This window comes from Glycomyces sp. NPDC047010 (genome assembly GCF_040644205.1).
Lineage (GTDB): Bacteria > Actinomycetota > Actinomycetes > Mycobacteriales > Micromonosporaceae > Glycomyces.
Genome location: NZ_JBEYVY010000003.1, coordinates 324,393 through 343,624 on the forward strand (window position 1 = coordinate 324,393; position 19,232 = coordinate 343,624).

Here is a 19,232-nt window from a genome sequence, read left to right on the forward strand (position 1 = left end):
CATGCCACGCTGGAGCTTTGCAAAGTCACAAATCCATGGTTGAGGGTGAAGACCCAAACAAGAGATCAGGCGTGCGCTGGATGCGCCGCAGCTGTTGTGACCACAAGCATAAGCAAGGCTTCGAGCAGTCACGACACCGGGTGGTCGTCTAACTGGAATAGTAGCGCACCTTTGCCATTCCCAACAACGGACCCGAGGATCATTCGCTGGGAACGGGTGCGACCTGCACTGCGCCGTCGGCGACGTCCAGGCGCCTCGCCTCGAAGCCCTCGGGGGCCTCGGGAACGGGTGCGCCGTCCACCGCCAGGGCGAGCACTGTTGGCCCTGCGCCCGAGATCGCGGCTGCGATCCCGGCGGAGCGCAGCTGTTCCAACAACCTCGCGCTCTCCGGCATTCCCGCGGCACGGAACCGCTGGTGGAGGCGGTCGTCGGTGGCCTCGAAGAGCCGCGAGGGACGCACTGTCACCGCGGCCACGAGCAGCGCCGAACGCGAGAGGTTGAACACCGCGTCGGCGTACCCGACCTTGTCCGGGAGCGCCGCGCGGGCGACCGAGGTCAGCCCCTTCGACCGCGGGATGTAGACCCACGGGTGCAGGCGCGGGGACGGGTCGAGGGCGACCGCCCGCGCTCCGTCCTCTGTGGAGTAGGCGATGGTGAAGCCGCCGAGGAGGCACGGGGCCACGTTGTCGGGGTGGCCCTCGATCTCGCTGGCGAGCTTGAGCTTCTGGGCGCGGGTGAGGCCGGCCCCGGCCAGCGCGTCGGCGAGCATGATGCCCGCGACGATCGCCGCCGACGAGGACCCGAGCCCGCGGGCGTGCGGAATCCTGTTGCGGCACTTGAGGTTCAGTCCTGGCGGCGCGAGGTCGAGCGAGGCGAACGTGCGGAGCATCGCGGAGGCGACGAGGTGCCGCTCGTCGCCCGGGACGGTGCCGACGCCCTCGCCTTCGACCGTGACGTGGACCTTCGTGCCGCTCGTGGCCTCGGCGGTGACCTCGTCCCACAGGTCGAGGGCGAGGCCGAGCGAGTCGAAGCCCGGCCCGAGGTTCGCTGAGGTGGCCGGGACGCGGACGGTGGCCCGCGGCCCGGTCGTGATGGCTTCCAACTAGAGTCCCAGCGCGGTCGCGGTTTGCAGGACGTCCACGGGGACGGTCTGCGGCTGCGGCGCGGTGGAGACGGCCCAGTCGGGGTCCTTGAGCCCGTTGCCGGTGACCGTGCAGACGACGGTCTGGCCGGGTGCGAGCCAGCCCGAGGCGGCCTGCTTGAGCAGGCCCGCGACGGAGGCCGCGGAGGCGAGTTCGACGAAGACGCCTTCGGAGCGGGCCAGGAGCATGTACGCGGCGTGGATCTCGCGGTCGGTGGCGGCGATGATGTCGCCGTTCGACTCGGCCTTGGCGTCGAGGGCCTTCGTCCACGATGCCGGGTTGCCGATGCGGATCGCGGTGGCGATGGTCTGCGGGTGCTCCACGACGCGGCCGTCGACGATCGGGGCCGACCCGGCGGCCTGGACGCCGAGCATCCGCGGGAGCTTCGTGGACGCGCCCGCGGCATGGTCCTCGTTGTACCCGAGCCAGTAGGCGGTGATGTTGCCCGCGTTGCCGACCGGGAGGCAGTGGATGTCGGGGGCGTCGCCGAGGACCTGCACGACCTCGTACGCGGCGGTCTTCTGCCCGAGGATGCGGTTGTAGTTCAGGTGGTTGACGAGCGTGACCGGGTACTCGACGGCGAGCTTGTCGGCGATGGACAGGCAGTCGTCGAAGTTGCCGTCGACCTGGAGGACCTTGGCGCCGTGGACGAGCGCCTGGGCGAGCTTGCCGAGGGCGATCTTCCCGGCGGGGATGAGGACCGCGCAGGTGATCCCGGCGCGGGCGGCGTAGGCCGCGGCCGACGCGGACGTGTTGCCGGTGGAGGCGCAGATGACGGCCTTCGAGCCGTCCTCGACGGCCTTGGAGACCGCGAGCGTCATGCCGCGGTCCTTGAAGGACCCGGTCGGGTTGAGGCCCTCGATCTTGAGGTACACGTCGCAGCCGGTCTTCGCGGACAGGACGGGCGCGGGGAGCAGCGGCGTGCCGCCCTCCTGGAGGGTCACCACGGGGGTGGCCTCGGTGACGGGGAGGCGGTCCCTGAACTCTTCGATCAGGCCGCGCCACCCCGGGCGCATGTTGCTGGACATGGCGTCCCTATTCTCCTTCGACGCGCATGACGCTGGTGACCTGGTGCACCGACGTCAGCTGCGACAGTTCTTCGACGGTGTCCGACAACTGCTTGTCGGCGGCCGTGTGGGTGACCACCACCAGCTGGGCGTCGTCGCCGCGGCCGGACTGGTGGACGGTGGCGAGGCTGACGCCGTGGTGGGCGAAGGTGGCCGCCACGCGGGCGAGCACGCCGGGCTCGTCCACCACGTCGAGGCTGACGTGGTAGCGGGTGCGGGCCTCGCCGATGGGTTTCACCGGCAGGTCCTGGTAGGCGGCCTCGGGCGGGAACGCGGTGATCCCGCCGCGCTTGTTGCGCGCCACCGCCACGATATCGCCGAGCACCGCCGACGCGGTCTCGGTGCCGCCCGCTCCCGCACCGTAGAACATGAGGCGGCCGGCGGACTCGGCCTCGACGAACACGGCGTTGTACGCGCCGTTGACGTTCGCGAGCGGGTGGTTGCGCGGGATCATCGCCGGGTGGACGCGCACGGACACGCCGTCGGCCTCCCGGGTGGCGATGCACAGCGGCTTGACGACGCGCCCTTCGGCGGCGGCCGACGCGATGTCGGCGGCGGAGACGTCGCGGATGCCCTCCCGGTAGACCTCGCCGAGGTCGATGTGGGTGTGGAACGCGAGCGAGGCGATGAGCGCGGCCTTCGCGGCGGCGTCGTAGTTGTCGACGTCCGCGGTCGGGTCCGCCTCGGCGTAGCCGAGCTCGGTGGCCTCGCCGAGTGCCTCCTCGAACGCGGCGCCGGTCTGCGACATGCTGCTGAGGATGTAGTTCGTGGTCCCGTTGACGATCCCGAGGACCCGGTTGATCGTGTCGCCGTGCAGCGACTCGCGCAGCGGGCGCATGAGCGGGATGGCGGCCGCGGCGGCGGCCTCGTAGTAGAGGTCCGCGCCGCCCGCCTTCGCGGCGGCCGACAGCGCCGGGCCGTCCTCGGCGAGGAGGGCCTTGTTCGCGGTCACGACGGACTTGCCCTCGCCGAGGGCGGTGGTGATCCAGGTGCGGGCGGGCTCGATGCCCCCGGCGACCTCCACGACGATGTCGACGTCCTCGCGCTTGACCAGGCCCAGCGCGTCGTTGGTGAACATCTCCTTGGGCACCGGCAGGTGCGAGCGGTCCCGGTCGAGGCGGCGCACGGCGATGCCGACGATCTCGACCGGCTCACCCACCCGGGCCGCCAGCTCCTCCCCGCGCGTTCGCATGAGGCGCACGACTTCACTGCCGACGTTGCCGCATCCGAGTAGCGCGAGTTTCATCGCTGGTGTCCTCTTTCTGTGGGTTCAGCCGGACGCGCGGGCGCGCCCGGTCTAGCCGACGTCGAGACGCAAGAGGTCGTCGACGGTCTCGCGTGCCAGGATCACCCGGGCCTGGCCGTCGCGGACGGCCACGACCGGCGGACGCGGCACGTGGTTGTAGTTCGAGCCCATGGAGCGGCAGTAGGCGCCGGTTCCAGGGACCGCGAGCAGGTCTCCCGGCTTCACGTCGGCCGGGAGGAATTCATCTTTAACAACAATGTCGCCGGATTCGCAATGCTTTCCCACAACGCGGGCGAGCGCCGGTGTCGCGGTGGACGAACGCGAGGCGAGCGTCGCCGAATAGGTGGCATCGTAGAGCGCCGTCCGGATGTTGTCGGAGATGCCGCCGTCGACCGAGACGTACAGGCGCGAGGCCCCGCCCGAGAGCGTCACCGGCTTGACGGTGCCCACCTCGTAGAGGGTGAACATCGACGGCCCGACGAGGCTGCGGCCCGGCTCGATCGACAGGCGCGGGACGCCGATCCCCGCGGCCGCGCACTCGTCGGCCACGATCTTGCGCAGCGACGAGGCGATGTCGGCGGGCGGCTGCGGGTCGTCCTGCGTCGTGTAGGCCATGCCGAAGCCGCCGCCGAGGTCCAGCTCGTCGAGCGTGATCCCGAAGTCGGCCTGGAGCTTCGCCTGGAGGCGGGCCACGCGCGCGGCCGAGACCTCGAACGCGGCGGTGTCGAAGATCTGCGACCCGATGTGCGAGTGCAGGCCCAGGAGGTTCAGGTGCTCGGCGGCGATGACGCGGCGCGCCGCATCGTAGGCGACGCCGTCGGCGAGGGAGAAACCGAACTTCTGGTCCTCGTGTGCGGTCGCGATGAACTCGTGCGTGTGCGCCTCGACGCCCACGTTCACGCGGATCATCACGTTCGGGCGCTTCCCGAGCTCCTTCCCGATCGCTTCGAGCCGCTCGATCTCCTGGAACGAGTCGGCCACGATCCGGCCGACCCCGATCTCCACGGCCTGGTGCAGCTCGGCGAGCGACTTGTTGTTCCCGTGCAGCCCCAGCCGGGCCGGGTCGAGCCCGGCCGCGAGGGCCACCGCGAGCTCGCCCGCGGTGCACACGTCCACGAACAGGCCCTCTTCGGCGGCGGCGCGGAGCACTGCCTTGGAGCAGAACGCCTTCGACGCGTAAAACACGTCGGCGTCGGCGAACGCCTCGGTCCAGGCCCGGCAGCGGGCCCGGAAGTCGTCCTCGTCGAACACGTACGCGGGCGTGCCGAACTCGGCCGCCAGCTTCTCGGCGGACACGCCGCCGACGTGGAGGACGCCGTCCTCCGCGCGCTCGACGTTCTTCGCCCACAACTGCGGGAGGATCGTGTTCACGTCCGCGGGCACGCCGAGCCACGACGGGCGCAGCGAGTCGAAGTCGCCGTGCAGTGCACCGGCTTCGTGCGTGCGCATTACATCCGCTCCGGGGCCGAGACGCCGAGCAGCGCCAGCGCGTTGGCGAGGACGGTGCGGGTGGCGTCGACGACCCAGAGCCGCGCGCGGTTGAGGTCCGTGGGCTCCTCGTCGCCGATCGGCAGGACCCGGCAGTCGTGCTGGAACCGGTGGTAGGCCCCGGCCAGCTCCTCCGCGTACCGGGCGATCCGGTGCGGCTCGCGCAGCTCCGCGGCGGTGGCGACCACCGACGGGAACTCGGCGAGGGCCTTGAGCAGGTCCGACTCGCGCTCGTGGGTGAGGACCGACGCGTCGTAGGTGTCGCCCTTGGCGACGCCGCGGTCGGCGGCGTTGCGGAGGACCCCGGCGATCCGGGCGTGCGCGTACTGCACGTAGTAGACCGGGTTGTCGCTGGAGTGCTTGGTCCACAGGTCGATGTCGAGGTCGATCGAGGAGTCCGCGGAGTAGCGCGCCAGCGCGTACCGGGCGGCGTCCACGCCGATCGCGGAGACGATGTCGTCGAGGCCGAGGACCGTGCCCGCCCGCTTGGACATCCGCAGGGGCTTGCCGTCGCGCAGGAGGTTCACCAGCTGGCCGATGAGGATCTCCATGGTGCCCGGCTCGTCGCCGAAGGCGCGGCTCATGGCCTGCATGCGGCCGATGTAGCCGTGGTGGTCGGCGCCGAGCATGAACACGAGCTTGCCGAAGCCGCGCTCGCGCTTGTCGAGGTAGTAGGCGCAGTCGGCGGCGAAGTAGGTCCACTCGCCGTTGGACTTCTTCAGCGGCCGGTCCTTGTCGTCGCCGAAGGTGGTGGTGCGCAGCCAGATGGCGCCTTCGGACTCGAAGATGTGGCCCTGCTTGTCGAGCCGTTCCACGGCGGCGTCGAGTTCGCCCTTGTCGTGGAGGTCCTTCTCGTTGAAGAACACGTCGAAGTGTGTGCCGAACGCTTCGAGGTCGCTCTTGATCTCGGCGAACATGAGCTCGACCCCGACCTGCCGGAAGACTTCCTGCGGGTCGTCGGCGTCGAGCGCGTCGGGGCGCCGCTTGAGCACCTCGGCCGCGATGTCGGCGATGTAGGCGCCGCCGTAGCCGTTCTCGGGGGTCGGCTCGCCCTTGGCGCTGGCGAGGAGCGACTTGGAGAAGTTGTCGATCTGGGAGCCGGCGTCGTTGAAGTAGTACTCGGAGGTGACCTGCGCGCCGGAGGCCCGCATGACGCGGGCGAGGGCGTCGCCGACGGCGGCCCAGCGGACGGCGCCGATGTGCACGGGGCCGGTGGGGTTCGCGGACACGAACTCCAGGTTGACGTTCTGCCCGGACATGGAGTCGTTGGCGCCGTAGGAGGCGCCGGCGGCGACGATCTGCCCGGCGATCTCGCCCGCGGCGGCCGCGTCGACCGTGATGTTGAGGAAGCCGGGTCCGGCGATGTCGACCTTGGCGACGCCGTCGGTGCTGGCCAGGTTCTCGGCGATCTTCTCGGCGAGGGCGCGCGGGTTGGTCCCGGCCTTCTTCGCGGTCTGGAGGGCGATGTTGGAGGCGTAGTCGCCGTGCTTGGGGTCCCTGGGTCGCTCCACCGCCGTCACGGCGGGCAGTACGGCGGTGTCGAGGCCGAGGGCCTCGAAGGCAGCGCGCGTAGCGGACAGCACTTTCTCTGCGAGCGTCTCAGGAGTCACCCGGTAATCGTAGACTCCCGGCTCCGGCGCCTGCGAGTGATAAAGGCGCGTGTGGCCTGCACCGGTAGGTTGTGGAGTGGCAACTCCGACGGAAGGCTCCCGAACATGCGCACGCTTCGCACCCGCTGGACCGCGATCACCCCCCTCCTCGCATTGGCGGCCCTCGCGGCCTGCACTCCGGCCGAGGACTCGGGGGACGACGGCGGGGCCGCGGCCGACCAGTCCTCGCAGGAGGCGGCGCAGGACGTCGCGATCGAGGGCGTGGAGTCGTTCTACGGGGAGTACGGCGACTACGTGACGGTGATGGCGGCGATCCAGGACGGCGAGGTCACCGCCGAGGACCTGGAGTACCCGTTCGTGGCGCAGCAGGACCACGTGGACGTGGCGACGGACTGGGACGGCCAGCCGCCGGTGTACGACCTGGTGCCCCCGGCGGGCGGGAACCACTTGAGCGTGTGGCAGACGTGCACGGGGTCGGTGTACGACGCGCCGCTGATCGACGGGCACGCGGTCCACTCGATGGAGCACGGGGCGGTGTGGCTGACGTACGACCCGGAGCTGGTGGCGCCGGAGGCGGTGGACGCGCTGGCGCTGCTGATCCAGAGCCGCGACTACTCGCTGATGAGCCCGTACCCGGGGCAGGGGCCCGCGGTGTCGCTCCAGTCGTGGGGGAACCGGTACCAGACGGACGACCCGGCCGATCCGGTGATCGAGGCGTACTTGGACGAGTTCGTCCTCAACGAGCGGTTCAACCCGGAGTCGATGGCGACCTGCGCGGGGGGCGTGAACACGACGGTCGAGTCGTAGCGGGGCGGGAACGGGCCGCGCTCTAAAGAACGGTCGCGGCCCGACCAGGTAAGGTGGCGTACGCGAGTGGTGTTCATGCCGGGCCCTCCCCCGGTGCCGCTGGCTCAACCTGTCGTCGACGATAGAGGCACGCCCCGCGATATGGCTACCAAGAAGCAATCCGCCACCAAGAGCGCCGGCAAGGGCAGCACTGGCAAAGGCAAAGGCACCGACAAGGACGCCGAGGAGACTCCGGTGAAGGAGTCGGCCGAGGCCAAGGGCTCGTCCAAGGCCAAGGCCGCGGGCAAGACCCCGGCCAAGGGCGCCGGGAAGACCCCCGCCAAGAGCTCCGGCAAGAGCGCCTTCGACAACTCCTCGGCGAAGAAGGACGCGAAGTCCGGGCCCGGCCGCAAGGGCCGCGCGGTCCAGGTGAAGCAGCCGAAGCCGTGGGGAATGATCTTCACGTTCGGCGGCGTCGGCGTCGTCGCGCTCGGCCTGATCGGGGCCGCCGTGTTCGTCGTCTGGGACCGGAGCCAGCCCCCGGAAGGCGTCACCGACTACTACGGCGACTTCGCCAACTACTCCGAGGTCTCCTCGGCCCTCCAGGACGGCGACGTCACCGAGGACGACCTGGAGCACCCGTGGGTGGTCCAGCAGACCCACGTCGACGGCGACGAGGACACCTCGAACGACGCCCTCGAATACGAGACCACCCCGCCCTCGGGCGGCAACCACCTCGGCGCGTGGCAGACCTGCACCGGCTCGGTGTACGCGGCCGCGATCGTCGACGGCAACGCGGTCCACTCCCTGGAGCACGGCGCCGTGTGGCTCACCTACGACCCGGCCCTGGTCGACGGCGACGGCATCGCGCAGCTCGCCGAGAAGATCAACGGCCGCGACTACACCCTCATGAGCCCCTACCCGGAGCTCGGCACCGAGGTCTCGATCCAGGCGTGGGGCGTCCAGTACCAGACGAACGACATCAACGACCCGAAGATCGACGAGTTCCTGGACTACTACATCCAGAACGCCGACAACACCGCCGAGGCGAACGCGAACTGCTCCGGCGGCGTCTCCACCACGGTCGAGGACGCCCAGACGGCCGGGTGACCGCGGCGAACCTTTCGGGCCGACGCTCGTTAGGCATCACGAGGGTGCGGGCGCTCCGCGAGGGCGCCCGCCGAAGGAGGACCAATGAGCGGCTTGTGGCGCAGGCCCGCACTACTGATCGCGATCACCGCCGTGCTCATGCTCGCCGCGGGCGGGGCGGTCGGCTACGTGGTCGGCACGTCCTCGCCCGGCAACGACTCCGTCGAGGCCGGGTTCGCGCGCGACATGATCACGCACCACCAGCAGGCCGTCGACATGGCGATGTACGAGTGGCAGAACGGCTCGGACGAGACGATGAAGATCGTCGCGTACGACATCGCCACGTCGCAGAGCGCCGAGATGGGCATGTACCGCACCTGGCTGCGCCAGTGGGGCGTGCAGCTCTCCAGCGGCGAGCCGATGGCGTGGGCCGGCGAGGAGCACGCCCACGACTCCGAGGAGGCGGGCGGGCTCATGCCCGGCATGGCGACCGACGAGGAGCTCGCGGAGTTCAAGACCACCACGGGGACCGACGCGGACGTCATGTTCGCGAACCTGATGATCGACCACCACATCGGCGGCGTCGACATGGCGAAGGCCGCGCTGGACCTCACGGACGACGAGCTGGTCGCGGACGCGGCGCAGCGCACGATCACGGTGCAGCAGGCCGAGATCGAGAACCTCGAAGGCCACCGCGACCGGATCCTCTCGACCGTCGAGAACTAGGGAGTCCGCCGTGAGCGACAACTGGGGACCGCGATACGGCGACCCGGCGCACCCGACCACCGGGGAGCTGCCCCGGGTCGGGGACGGCCGCGGCACCGACGAGCTCAAGACCGTCCAGGTCGACACCGTCTCCGGCCAGCTCCCCCACACGCGCGAGCCGTCCCGGCCGCGCTACTCCTGGGAGCGCCCCGACGACCACGGCCGCTTCGAGCCCTCCGCGCCCCGCGAGGAGCCGAGCGCGGGCGGCTGGTCCGTCCCGCGGGCCGGACGCGAGGGCTCGCAGCCGGAGATGCAGTCCTCCAACCGGTTCCGGTACTCGTGGGAGACCTCGCAGCCGCGCATGGAGCCCTCGCGGCCCCGCGCCGACGACACGACGCAGTTCGCGCGGGTCGGCGACGGCCTGCGGGGCGCCGTCGGGCCCGTCACGGTCCAGGTCGACCACGTGCGCATCGACGGCGGCCTCCGCTCCGACGACACGCAGCTGCTCCCCACGTCGGCCTTCATGCGGCCCAAGGCCGTCGAGATCCCCGACGCGGTCGAGTCCCCGCAGCCCGAGCCGGGCACCGGCTCGATGCCCGCGATGCGCCACCAGATCGGCCCCGACTGGACCCAGACGCCCCTGCGGCTCCTGGCCGCGGCCGTCGTCGCCACCGCCGTCCTCGGCGCCTCCGCCGCGAGCCTCATCACGATCGGCAACTGGATCAACCCCTGACGGCCTGAAAATGTCGCACCCTTGCGGGAACATGGACATATGGCTACCTGGGACGACGTGGTCGAGATCGCGATGCGCTACCCCGAGGTCGAAGAGACCACCAGCTGGCAGACGCCCTCATTGAAGGTGAAGGGCCGCTTCTTCGCACGACTCCGCACCGAGGCCGAAGGCGGCCTCGCCATCGTCTGCGACCCGAGCGAGAAGGCCGCCCTCCTCGCCTCCGGGGACCCCGCCTTCTACACCACCAGGCACTACGACGGGTCGGCGATGATCCTCGTCGACCTCGACCGCATCGACGAGCCCCGGCTCACCGAGCTGATCGAGGACGCCTGGTACGCCAAGGCGCCCGTCAGGGTCAAGAAGGCGTGGGAGGAGACCTGAAAAAAGGGCCCGGACCGAAACGGTCCGGGCCCTCTCTCGTTGCGGTGCCTAGACGATGATGCCCGCGCCGACGGTGCGGTTGTCGGACTCGTCGATGATGATGAAGCCGCCGGTGGAGCGGTTGCGGCGGTAGTCGTCGCACAGGAGCGGCTTCGTGGTGCGGAGCGTGACGCGGCCGATCTCGTTGAGCTTCAGCTCGTTCGCCGACTCGTCGCGGTGGAGCGTGTTGACGTCGAGCTGGTACTGCACGTCCTTGACGACGGCGCGCGCGTCCGAAGTGGTGTGCTTGATCGCGTACTTGCCGCGCAGGCGCAGCGGCCGGGCCTCGTCCATCCAGCAGACCATCGCCTCGATGTCCTGGGACACGCGCGGCTGGTTGCCGGGGCGGCAGAGCATGTCGCCGCGGGAGACGTCGAGCTCGTCCTCCAGGCGGACCGTGACCGACAGCGGCGGGAACGCCTCGTCGAGGGGGCCGTCGGCGGTCTCGATCGACGCGATGCGGGACGTGAAGCCGCTGGGCAGCACCATGACCTCGTCGCCGGGCTTCATGACGCCGGAGGCGATCTGGCCCGCGTAGCCGCGGTAGTCGTGGTTGTCGCTGGAGTGCGGCCGGATCACGTGCTGGACCGGGAAGCGCACGTCCACGAGGTTGCGGTCCGAGGCGATGTGGACCTTCTCCAGGTGGTGGAGGAGGCTCGGGCCCTGGAACCACGGCATGTTCTCGGACCGGTGGACCACGTTGTCGCCCTTGAGGGCCGAGATCGGAACCACCGTCAGGTCCGGGACTTCGAGCTTCGTCGCGAACGCCTTGAACTCGTTCTCGATGCGCTTGAACACGGCCTCGTCGTAGTCCACGAGGTCCATCTTGTTGACGCACAGGACCATGTGCGGGACGCGCAGCAGCGAGCACAGGAACGCGTGCCGCCGCGACTGCTCCACCAGGCCCTTGCGGGCGTCCACGAGGATCAGCGCCAGGTCGGCGGTCGAGGCGCCGGTGACCATGTTCCGCGTGTACTGGATGTGCCCGGGGGTGTCAGCGATGATGAACTTCCGCTCGGGCGTGGAGAAGTAGCGGTACGCGACGTCGATCGTGATGCCCTGCTCGCGCTCCGAGCGGAGCCCGTCGGTGAGCAGCGCCAGGTCGGTGTACTCGTCGCCGCGGCCCGCGGAGACCGCCTCCACGGCGTCCCACTGGTCGTCGAAGAGCGACTTGGAGTCGAACAGGAGGCGCCCGATGAGCGTCGACTTCCCGTCGTCGACCGAGCCGGCCGTGGCGAACCGCAGCAGCTCGTGCGTGTCCTCGCGCGAGGTCAGCGTGTCGGTCATCTAGAAGTACCCTTCCCGCTTGCGGTCTTCCATGGCCGCTTCAGAGGTCTTGTCGTCGCCGCGGGTCGCGCCGCGCTCGGTGACGCGGGTGGTCTCGACCTCGGCGATGATCTCCTCGATCGTCGTCGCCTCGGAGCGGACTCCGGCCGTCAGGTTCGCGTCGCCCACGGTGCGGTACCTGACGGTCTCCTTGAAGACCGCCTCGCCCTCGCGCGGCTTGATGAACTCGTTGACGGCGTAGAGCATCCCGCCGCGGTCGACCACTTCCCGCTCGGACGCGAAGTACACCTCGGGCAGCGGGATCGACTCGGAGCCGATGTAGCGCCACACGTCCAGCTCGGTCCAGTTCGACAGCGGGAACACCCGGATCTGCTCGCCCGGGTGGACGCGCCCGTTGTACAGGCTCCACAGCTCGGGCCGCTGGTTCTTGGGGTCCCACTGGCCGAAGTCGTCGCGGAAGGAGAACACGCGCTCCTTGGCGCGGGCCTTCTCCTCGTCGCGGCGGGCCCCGCCGAACAGGGCGTCGAACTGGTACTTCTCGGCGGCCTCCAGGAGCACGGGCGTCTGGATGCGGTTGCGGGTGCCGTCCGGCGGCTCGGTGACCATGCCGCGGTCGATGGCGTCCTGCACGGACGCGACGATGAGCTGCACGCCGGTCTCGGCGACCCGGCGGTCGCGGTAGTCGATGACCTCCGCGAAGTTCTGGCCCGTGTCCACGTGCATGACCGGGAACGGGACCGGCGCGGGCGCGAACGCCTTCTGCGCCAGGTGCAGCATGACGATCGAGTCCTTGCCGCCCGAGAACAGCAGCACGGGGCGCTGACAGGTGGCCGCGACCTCACGGAAGATGAAGATCGCCTCGGCCTCCAGCGCGGCGGTATGGCTGATTCGATAGTCGCTCACCGGCGCAGTGCTCCTCTCAGCTCGACCCCGGACGGGGTGTCGGTCGTCGTTGCGGCCCTTGCGGACCAGGTGCGGTCAGTGCCCGTTGACGGCGCGGAGCAGCGGCTCCGCCAGGTCGGGGCGACAGACCAGCAGATCGGGAAGGTAGGGGTCGGACGCGTTGTACCGCAGCGGAGCGCCGTCGATCCGCGAGGCGTGCCAGCCGGAGGCCAGGGCCACCGCGACGGGCGCGGCGGAGTCCCACTCGAACTGCCCGCCGGCGTGGACATAGGCGTCAACTGTACCGGCGACCACGGCCATGGCCTTGGCTCCGGCCGAGCCCATCGGCACCAGTTCCGCCCCGAGCGCGGCCTCCGCGGCGAGCGCCTCGGCGGGCGGGCGGGTCCGGGAGACGGCGATGCGCGGCTTGGCGGGCGCCTCGGCGGGCACCGCGTAGACCGCGTCGGTGCGCAAGGTCACGCCCTGCGCGGGCAGGGCGACGGCGGCGGCGGTGAGGCCGAGGCCGCGCTGCCAGAGGGCGACGTGGACGGCCCAGTCGTCGCGGCCCTCCTCGGAGTACTCGCGGGTGCCGTCGAGCGGGTCGATGATCCAGACGCGGTCGGCGGCGAGGCGCTCGGTGCCGACGCGGCCCGCCTCGCCCTTGCCCTCCTCGGAGAGCACGGCGTCGCCGGGGCGGTCCTCGGAGAGGCGGCCCAGCAGGAAGTCGTTGGCGCGCAGGTCGCCCGCGGCCTTGAGCGCACGCGGGTCGCCGAAGCCGAGCTCGGCCCTGATCCGCAGCAGCAGCTCCCCCGCACCGGTCGCGAGCGACGCGGCCAAGGCGGTGTCGGCGGGCGCCGCGGCCTCGGGCGTGGCGGTGGGGGCTCCGGTCTCGGACGCGGGGCCTGGGGCGTCGTGCATGCCGGTCAGTCTACGCTGCGGCCCTTCCGCGTCCAAATGCTGAGCGGGGACGTCCCGGTGAATGGGAGGGGTTCGCGGGTCCATACGGTCTCCTCGGCACCCGGGGCCCTGTCGGACCCCGGTGTCATCGTTGAAGCCGGGGGCGCCGCCGCAGCGACACACCCGACCTCGGGGGGCATGGTGCTAGTACGCGCCCTGCGGGCGCAGGATCGCCGTGACGGTGCGCAGCAGGATCACGAAGTCGAGCGAGAGCGTCCAGTGCTCGACGTACCGCAGGTCCAGGCGCACGGCCTCCTCCCACGGCAGGTCCGAGCGGCCCGAGACCTGCCACAGGCCGGTCATGCCGGGCTTCACGGCGAGGCGGCGGCGCATGTCGGACTCGTACGCGGCGACCTCCACGGCCAGCGGCGGGCGCGGCCCGACCAGGCTCATGTCGCCGCGCAGCACGTTCACCAGCTGCGGGAACTCGTCGATCGAGAAGCGGCGCAGGTACTTCCCGATCGGGGTGATCCGCGGGTCGTCCTTCATCTTGAACAGCACGCCGTCGGACTCGTTGAGGTGCGCGATCTCCGCGAGGCGCCGCTCCGCGTCCGTGTACATGGTGCGGAACTTCCAGATCGTGAACGGCTGCCCGTCCTTGCCGATGCGCTCCTGCTTGAACAGGGCCGGGCCCGGGGAGGTGCAGCGGATGAGGAACGCGGCGCCGAGCAGCAGCGGCGACAGCATGAGCAGCATGAACGCGGCACCGAGGCGGTCCACGGCGTCCTTGGCGACGCGGCGCACGCCGGTGAGGCGCGCGTGGTCGAGGTGGAGCATCGGGAGGCCGTCGACGGGGCGCACGGTGGTGCGGTCGCCCGCGACGTCGACGAGCGCGGACGCGACGATGAGGTCGACCTCGCTGCGCTCCAGCTTCCACGCGAGGCGCCGCAGCGCCTGCCCGTCGATCTCGGGACACGACAGCACGATCACGGTGTCGGCGCGCTCGGCCGCGACGGCCTCGGCGATCCGGTCGAAGCTGCCGCGCACGCGGGTGTTGAACTCCAGCAGGGCGCCCCGGGGCCGCTCGGTCGGCAGACAGGCCGCGACGACGTTGAGCCCGTGGTAGTGCTCGCGGCGCAGCTGCACGATGAGCGCGGCCACGGAGGACTCGTGTCCGACCAGGACGACCCGCTTCATGCACCTGCCGGAGCGGCGCATCCGGTGCAGCCACTTGCGCCACGCGAAGCGCGCGGTGATGGAGAACGCTGCGGCCGTGGGGATCGCGATGAGCACGAACACCCGCGAGGTCGGGACTTCGAGTCCATAGGAGACGATCGCGACGACGGCGGTGAGGCCCACGGCGGCGTGCACGACGCGCTGGTACTCCTCGGTGCCCACGAACAGGTACCGCTTCTCGAAGGCCCGCGAGAGCCCGAGCGCGAAGAGCCACACGGCAGGCAGGGCGATGAGCGCGAGCGCGTACACGCGGGTGTGCCCGTCGAGGTGCCCGAACCTGGCGCCGAACGCCAGGCCCGCGCCGAGGATGCCCGCGGTGACGTCCGAGGCGATGATCCCGGCGAAGTACTTGCGCTGCCACGCGGGTGGGCCGCTGTAGGGCCTGGTCCCCTGAGGACTGATGGAGTAGACGCGCCCGCGCGCCTGCACGCCATGGGTGCTCTCGGAGCTCTCAAGTGCCTCGGTAACCGTCACAAGGGATCTAACGACCGAGTGGACGAAGAGTGACGGAATTGTCACGCTAAGGAGTACATGAGACCGGTCCACACGCGAGGAGCGTCAGGGGAGTCCACCTGAAAGTGGAAGCGGTGCAGGGAGAACCTAAGAGGGCGCGTTGATGACGTTCTGCGCCATCACGAAGCCCTTCTCGATGATCGCCTCGACCGCGTCGGCGGCCAGTTCGATGCCGAGGTCCACTTCGGGGCGTTCGGCTTTGGCGAAGTCCTTGAGGACGAAGTCGGCGGCGTCCTGGCGGCCGGGCGGGCGGCCGACGCCGAACCGTACCCTGGCGTAGTCCTTGGTGCCGAGGGACTTCGAGAGCGAGCGCAGGCCGTTGTGGCCGCCCTCGCCGCCGCCGCGCTTGATGCGGATCTCCCCGAACGGGATGTCGAGCTCGTCGTGGACGGCGATCACCGACTCGGCGGGGACCCCGTAGTACTGCGCGAGCGGGGCGACCGAGTCGCCCGAGAGGTTCATGAAGGTCAGGGGCTTCACGAGGATGACGCGAGGCCCGCCTACCCCCAGGCGGGCCTCGCAGACTTCGGCGCGGACCTTGCGGACCACGGCGAACTTGCCGCCGACGCGTCGGGCGAGGGCGTCGGCGACCATGAAACCGACATTGTGACGGTTCGCGGCGTACTTCGGCCCGGGGTTGCCCAGGCCCGCCACGAGCGTCGGGGTGTCGGTCATGAGTCGAATCTACTCCGCGGCGGCGGGGGCCTCGGCGGCCTCGTCGCCTTCGGAGTCGGCGGCGGCCTCGGAGCGGGGCTCGCTCACCGTGGCGACGGACTGCTCGCCGTCGTTGAGGATGACGACGCCCTTGGGGACGGCGATCTCGGCGACGGTGCGCTGCGCACCGATGGCCAGGCCCTCCAGGTCCACCTCGATGGAGTCGGGGATGGCGGTGGCCTCGGCCTCGATGTTGAGGCTGGTGAGCTCGTGCACGACCAGGCCGCCCTTCTCCACCTCGCCGGTGAAGGAGATCGGCACGTCGGTGGTGATGGTCTCGCCGCGGCGGACGATCAGGAGGTCGGCGTGGACGATCTCGTCGCGGAGCGGGTCGCGCTGGATGTCCTTGGGGATCACCAGTTCGCGGGTGCCGTCGGTGACCTCGACCTGGATGAGCTGGTTCAGGCCGCCCTTGCGGAGGACGGCGGCGAATTCGAGTCCGGGAAGGGAAATGTGGCGCGGCTTCTCGCCGTGGCCGTAGACCACCGCGGGAACCTTTCCAGCCCTGCGCGTACGGCGGGCACCGCCCTTCCCGAAGTCAGTGCGAGGCTCTGCGCTGATACGAACTTCGGACACGGAAATACTCCCCTGTGTTTTAGCAACGATTCATGCGGCGCTCGACGCTCACGTCGGCATTCAGAAGGGCACAGCAGCCCTGAAAAGACCTACGCCTTTGCGTCGATTACGGCGCCCTCTGGAGGACACCCTCGCCGTCGGCAACCCCACCAGAGTACTACGCGCATCCGGTGGGGCTTGCCACGGGCGTCGATATGTGATTTAGGAGAGGCCGCCGAACAGGGTCGTGACGGAGCCGTCGTTGAAGACCTCCCAGATGGCCTTCGCGACGAGCGGGGCGATGGACAGGGTGGTGATCTTCTCCAGGTCCTGCGCCTCCTTGGGGAGGGGCAGCGTGTTCGTCACGATGACCTCGGAGACGGGGGCCTTGGCGAGGCGCTCGACGGCGGGGCCGGACATGATCGCGTGCGTCGACGCGATGACGATGTCCTCGACGCCGGACTTGGCGAGCATCTCGGCCGCGGAGCAGATGGTGCCCGCGGTGTCGATCATGTCGTCGATGAGCAGGCAGGTGCGGCCCTCGACGTCGCCGACGACCTTGTGCGCCACCACCTGGTTGGGCTTGAGCGGGTCGCGGGTCTTGTGCACGAACGCGATCGGGCAGCCGCCGAGCCGGTCGGACCAGCGCTCGGCGAGGCGCACGCGCCCGGTGTCGGGCGAGACGATCGCCATCGGGCGGTCGCCGTACTTCTCCTCGACGTAGCGGGCGAGCGTGCCCATGGCGAAGAGGTGGTCGACGGGGCCGTCGAAGAAGCCCTGGATCTGCGCGGTGTGCAGGTCCACGGTGAGGATGCGGTCGGCGCCGGCGGTCTTGAACAGGTCGGCGACCAGGCGCGCGGAGATGGGCTCGCGGCCGCGGTGCTTCTTGTCCTGGCGCGCGTACGGGTAGAACGGGAGGACGATCGTGATGCGCTTGGCGGAGCCGCGCTTGAGCGCGTCGATCATGATGAGGGTCTCCATGACCCACTCGTTGATCGGCGCGGGCATGGACTGCACGACGAAGGCGTCGCAGCCGCGCACGGACTCCTGGTAGCGCACGAACAGCTCGCCGTTGGCGAACGAGTACGCGCTCATCGGGGTCGGCGCGACCCCCAGGTGCTTGCCGATCTCCTCGGCCAGCTCCGGGTACGCGCGCCCGGAGAACAGCATGAGCATCTTGGAGTTGACAGCGGACATGCTCGCCATGACGTGGGCTCCCCCATAGGTCGTCTCACCAGAACCTCGACGGTTCCAGTGTCCCCGACCCTGCCCGGAAGCGCGAGGGGACCGGCGCGTTTAGTGTCGCGTCACGCTTCGGACACTCCCGCCTCACCTTTCGCTCGCCTTGCTGCTTTGTCGGAGACGGTGCCGGGGCGCTTCTTGGCGACCCAGTCCTCCAGCGCGGCCTGGCGGGCGCGGGCGACGGCGAGGTCGCCGGGCTCGACGTCCTTGACGATCGTGGACCCGGCGCCGATGTACGCGCCGTCGCCGACCGACACCGGGGCGACCAGCACGGAGTCGCAGCCGACGAATACGCCCTCGCCGATCTCGGTGTGGTGCTTCTTGACCCCGTCGTAGTTGGCGACGATGACGCCGCAGCCGATGTTCGCGTCGGCGCCGACCGTCACATCCCCGAGGTAGGCGAGGTGCGCGGCCTTGGCGCCCGCCCCCATCTCCAGGTTCTTCGTCTCGACGAACGCGCCGATCTTCGACCGCTCGGCGAGCTTCGAGGCCGGGCGCAGGTGGGCGTAGGGGCCGACGTGGGCGCCCTCGCCGATGTGGGCCTGCGTGGCGTGCGAGCGCACGACCTCGGCGTCCGCGCCGACGATGGTGTCGGTGAGCGTCGTGTCGGGGCCGATCTCGGCGCCGGAGTCGACGGCGGTGGCGCCCTTGAGCTGCACGCCCGGGTGGATGAGCACGTCGGGGGCGACCTTGACGGTGGCGTCGATCCAGGTGGTGGCCGGGTCGTCCATGGTGACGCCGGACTTCATCAGCTCGGTGTTGATGCGGCCCTGGAGGATCCGGCGCAGTTCGGCGAGCTGCGCGCGGTCGTTGCAGCCGAGGGTCTCGGTGGGGTCGTCGACGACGACGGCGCCGACGGTGTGCCCGGCCTCGCGCGCGAGCTCGATGATGTCGGTGAGGTAGTACTCGCCCTGGTCGTTCGCGGTGGAGAGGCGGTCGAGCTGCTCGCGCAGCACGTCGGCGTCGCACGCGAACGTGCCGGAGTTGATCTCGCGGATGGCGAGCTCGGCGTGGTCGGCGTCGCGGTGCTCGACGTTGCGGAGCACGTTGCCCTCGTTGTCGCGCACGATGCGGCCGAGGCCGGTGGGGTCGTCGACGACGGCGGTGAGGACCGTGACGGCGTTGCCCTTCTTCTCGTGCACCTCGACGAGCTCGGCGATGGACGCGGCGCGCAGCAGGGGCGCGTCGCCGAAGGCGACCAGGACGGTGCCCTTGAGGTCGGGGTTGGCGTCCATGGCGATGCGCACGGCGTGGCCGGTGCCCAGCTGCTTGTCCTGGAAGACCGTGTCGGCCTCGGGGGCGACCTCGGCGAGGTGGGCGCGGACCTGGTCCGCGGCGGCCCCGACGACCACGATCCGGCGCTCGGGGCGGATCGCCCGCACGCTGCGGAGGACGTGGCCCACCAGGGTGCGGCCGAGCACCTCGTGGAGGACCTTCGGTTTGGTGGACTTCATGCGGGTGCCCAGGCCGGCGGCCAGGATGATCGCAGAACGCTCACTGCTCATGATGGGCCATGGTAGTCGGTGGCGCCGACGTGAACGGCCCGGGCCGCCGGACCGCTGACGCCTCGGCGAAGCTTGCGAGCCGTGCAGAGAAGCGCAGTCGCCCCATTACCGAATC

General features: G+C 70.4%; 18 protein-coding genes. 5 read left to right on the forward strand and 13 right to left on the reverse strand.

The window, feature by feature from the left end; translation table 11 throughout:
- Positions 1-199: 199 nt before the first annotated feature.
- The 5 genes from thrB to argS are packed head-to-tail and all read right to left on the reverse strand — an operon-like array spanning position 200 to position 6,553.
- Positions 200-1,102 carry a homoserine kinase gene (thrB, locus tag AB0A65_RS07920; RefSeq protein ID WP_359948044.1) on the reverse strand — a complete coding sequence of 301 codons (903 nt, stop codon included), beginning with the start codon at positions 1,100-1,102 and terminating at the stop codon, positions 200-202.
- Positions 1,103-2,170, reverse strand: a complete 1,068-nt coding sequence (thrC, locus tag AB0A65_RS07925) for a threonine synthase (RefSeq protein WP_359948047.1) — start codon at positions 2,168-2,170, stop codon at positions 1,103-1,105.
- A 7-nt stretch (positions 2,171-2,177) separates the two neighbouring features.
- Positions 2,178-3,455, reverse strand: coding sequence for a homoserine dehydrogenase (locus AB0A65_RS07930; RefSeq protein ID WP_359948050.1), 1,278 nt, complete (start codon positions 3,453-3,455; stop codon positions 2,178-2,180).
- Positions 3,456-3,506: 51 nt separating this feature from the next.
- Positions 3,507-4,904, reverse strand: a complete 1,398-nt coding sequence (gene lysA / locus AB0A65_RS07935; RefSeq protein WP_359948052.1) for a diaminopimelate decarboxylase — start codon at positions 4,902-4,904, stop codon at positions 3,507-3,509.
- Entirely contained in the window at positions 4,904-6,553 is a 1,650-nt protein-coding gene (gene argS / locus AB0A65_RS07940; RefSeq protein ID WP_359948054.1) for an arginine--tRNA ligase, read from the reverse strand. Before argS ends, lysA begins: the two co-directional genes overlap by 1 nt.
- 105 nt (positions 6,554-6,658) lie before the next feature.
- Here argS and AB0A65_RS07945 point away from each other — a divergent pair, with 105 nt between their 5' ends.
- From AB0A65_RS07945 to AB0A65_RS07965, 5 genes are all read left to right on the forward strand, one after another.
- Positions 6,659-7,360 (forward strand): DUF3105 domain-containing protein, encoded by a 702-nt coding sequence (locus AB0A65_RS07945; RefSeq protein WP_359948057.1) that lies wholly within the window; start codon positions 6,659-6,661, stop codon positions 7,358-7,360.
- Positions 7,361-7,501: 141 nt separating this feature from the next.
- A complete protein-coding gene (locus tag AB0A65_RS07950) occupies positions 7,502-8,449 on the forward strand; it encodes a DUF3105 domain-containing protein (RefSeq protein WP_359948060.1) in 948 nt (315 codons plus the stop codon).
- 84 nt (positions 8,450-8,533) lie between these two features.
- Positions 8,534-9,154 (forward strand): DUF305 domain-containing protein, encoded by a 621-nt coding sequence (locus AB0A65_RS07955; protein ID WP_359948063.1) that lies wholly within the window; start codon positions 8,534-8,536, stop codon positions 9,152-9,154.
- Positions 9,155-9,164: 10 nt separating this feature from the next.
- Positions 9,165-9,866 carry a hypothetical protein gene (locus AB0A65_RS07960; protein WP_359948065.1) on the forward strand — a complete coding sequence of 234 codons (702 nt, stop codon included), beginning with the start codon at positions 9,165-9,167 and terminating at the stop codon, positions 9,864-9,866.
- A 39-nt stretch (positions 9,867-9,905) separates the two neighbouring features.
- Complete coding sequence (locus AB0A65_RS07965) at positions 9,906-10,247, forward strand: MmcQ/YjbR family DNA-binding protein (RefSeq protein ID WP_359948068.1); 342 nt, start codon at positions 9,906-9,908, stop codon at positions 10,245-10,247.
- Between the two features lie 48 nt (positions 10,248-10,295).
- On the opposite strand, the gene AB0A65_RS07970 is transcribed toward AB0A65_RS07965, so the two are convergent.
- From AB0A65_RS07970 to glmU, 8 genes are all read right to left on the reverse strand, one after another.
- Positions 10,296-11,573, reverse strand: coding sequence for a GTP-binding protein (locus AB0A65_RS07970; protein WP_359948071.1), 1,278 nt, complete (start codon positions 11,571-11,573; stop codon positions 10,296-10,298).
- Complete coding sequence (cysD, locus tag AB0A65_RS07975) at positions 11,574-12,476, reverse strand: sulfate adenylyltransferase subunit CysD (RefSeq protein ID WP_359948074.1); 903 nt, start codon at positions 12,474-12,476, stop codon at positions 11,574-11,576.
- 75 nt (positions 12,477-12,551) lie between these two features.
- Positions 12,552-13,373: a 3'(2'),5'-bisphosphate nucleotidase CysQ gene (locus AB0A65_RS07980; RefSeq protein ID WP_359948077.1), complete on the reverse strand. Its 822-nt coding sequence runs from the start codon at positions 13,371-13,373 to the stop codon at positions 12,552-12,554.
- A gap of 183 nt (positions 13,374-13,556) precedes the next feature.
- A complete protein-coding gene (locus AB0A65_RS07985; protein ID WP_359948080.1) occupies positions 13,557-15,017 on the reverse strand; it encodes a sugar transferase in 1,461 nt (486 codons plus the stop codon).
- A 171-nt stretch (positions 15,018-15,188) separates the two neighbouring features.
- A complete protein-coding gene (pth, locus tag AB0A65_RS07990; RefSeq protein ID WP_359948083.1) occupies positions 15,189-15,776 on the reverse strand; it encodes an aminoacyl-tRNA hydrolase in 588 nt (195 codons plus the stop codon).
- Positions 15,777-15,785: 9 nt separating this feature from the next.
- A complete protein-coding gene (locus tag AB0A65_RS07995) occupies positions 15,786-16,391 on the reverse strand; it encodes a 50S ribosomal protein L25/general stress protein Ctc (protein ID WP_359948086.1) in 606 nt (201 codons plus the stop codon).
- A gap of 201 nt (positions 16,392-16,592) precedes the next feature.
- The gene (locus AB0A65_RS08000) at positions 16,593-17,576 is read right to left on the reverse strand and encodes a ribose-phosphate diphosphokinase (protein WP_359948089.1); all 984 of its coding nucleotides are present in this window, start codon (positions 17,574-17,576) and stop codon (positions 16,593-16,595) included.
- A gap of 101 nt (positions 17,577-17,677) precedes the next feature.
- Positions 17,678-19,117 carry a bifunctional UDP-N-acetylglucosamine diphosphorylase/glucosamine-1-phosphate N-acetyltransferase GlmU gene (gene glmU, locus AB0A65_RS08005; protein ID WP_359948092.1) on the reverse strand — a complete coding sequence of 480 codons (1,440 nt, stop codon included), beginning with the start codon at positions 19,115-19,117 and terminating at the stop codon, positions 17,678-17,680.
- Between the last annotated feature and the right edge of the window lie 115 nt (positions 19,118-19,232).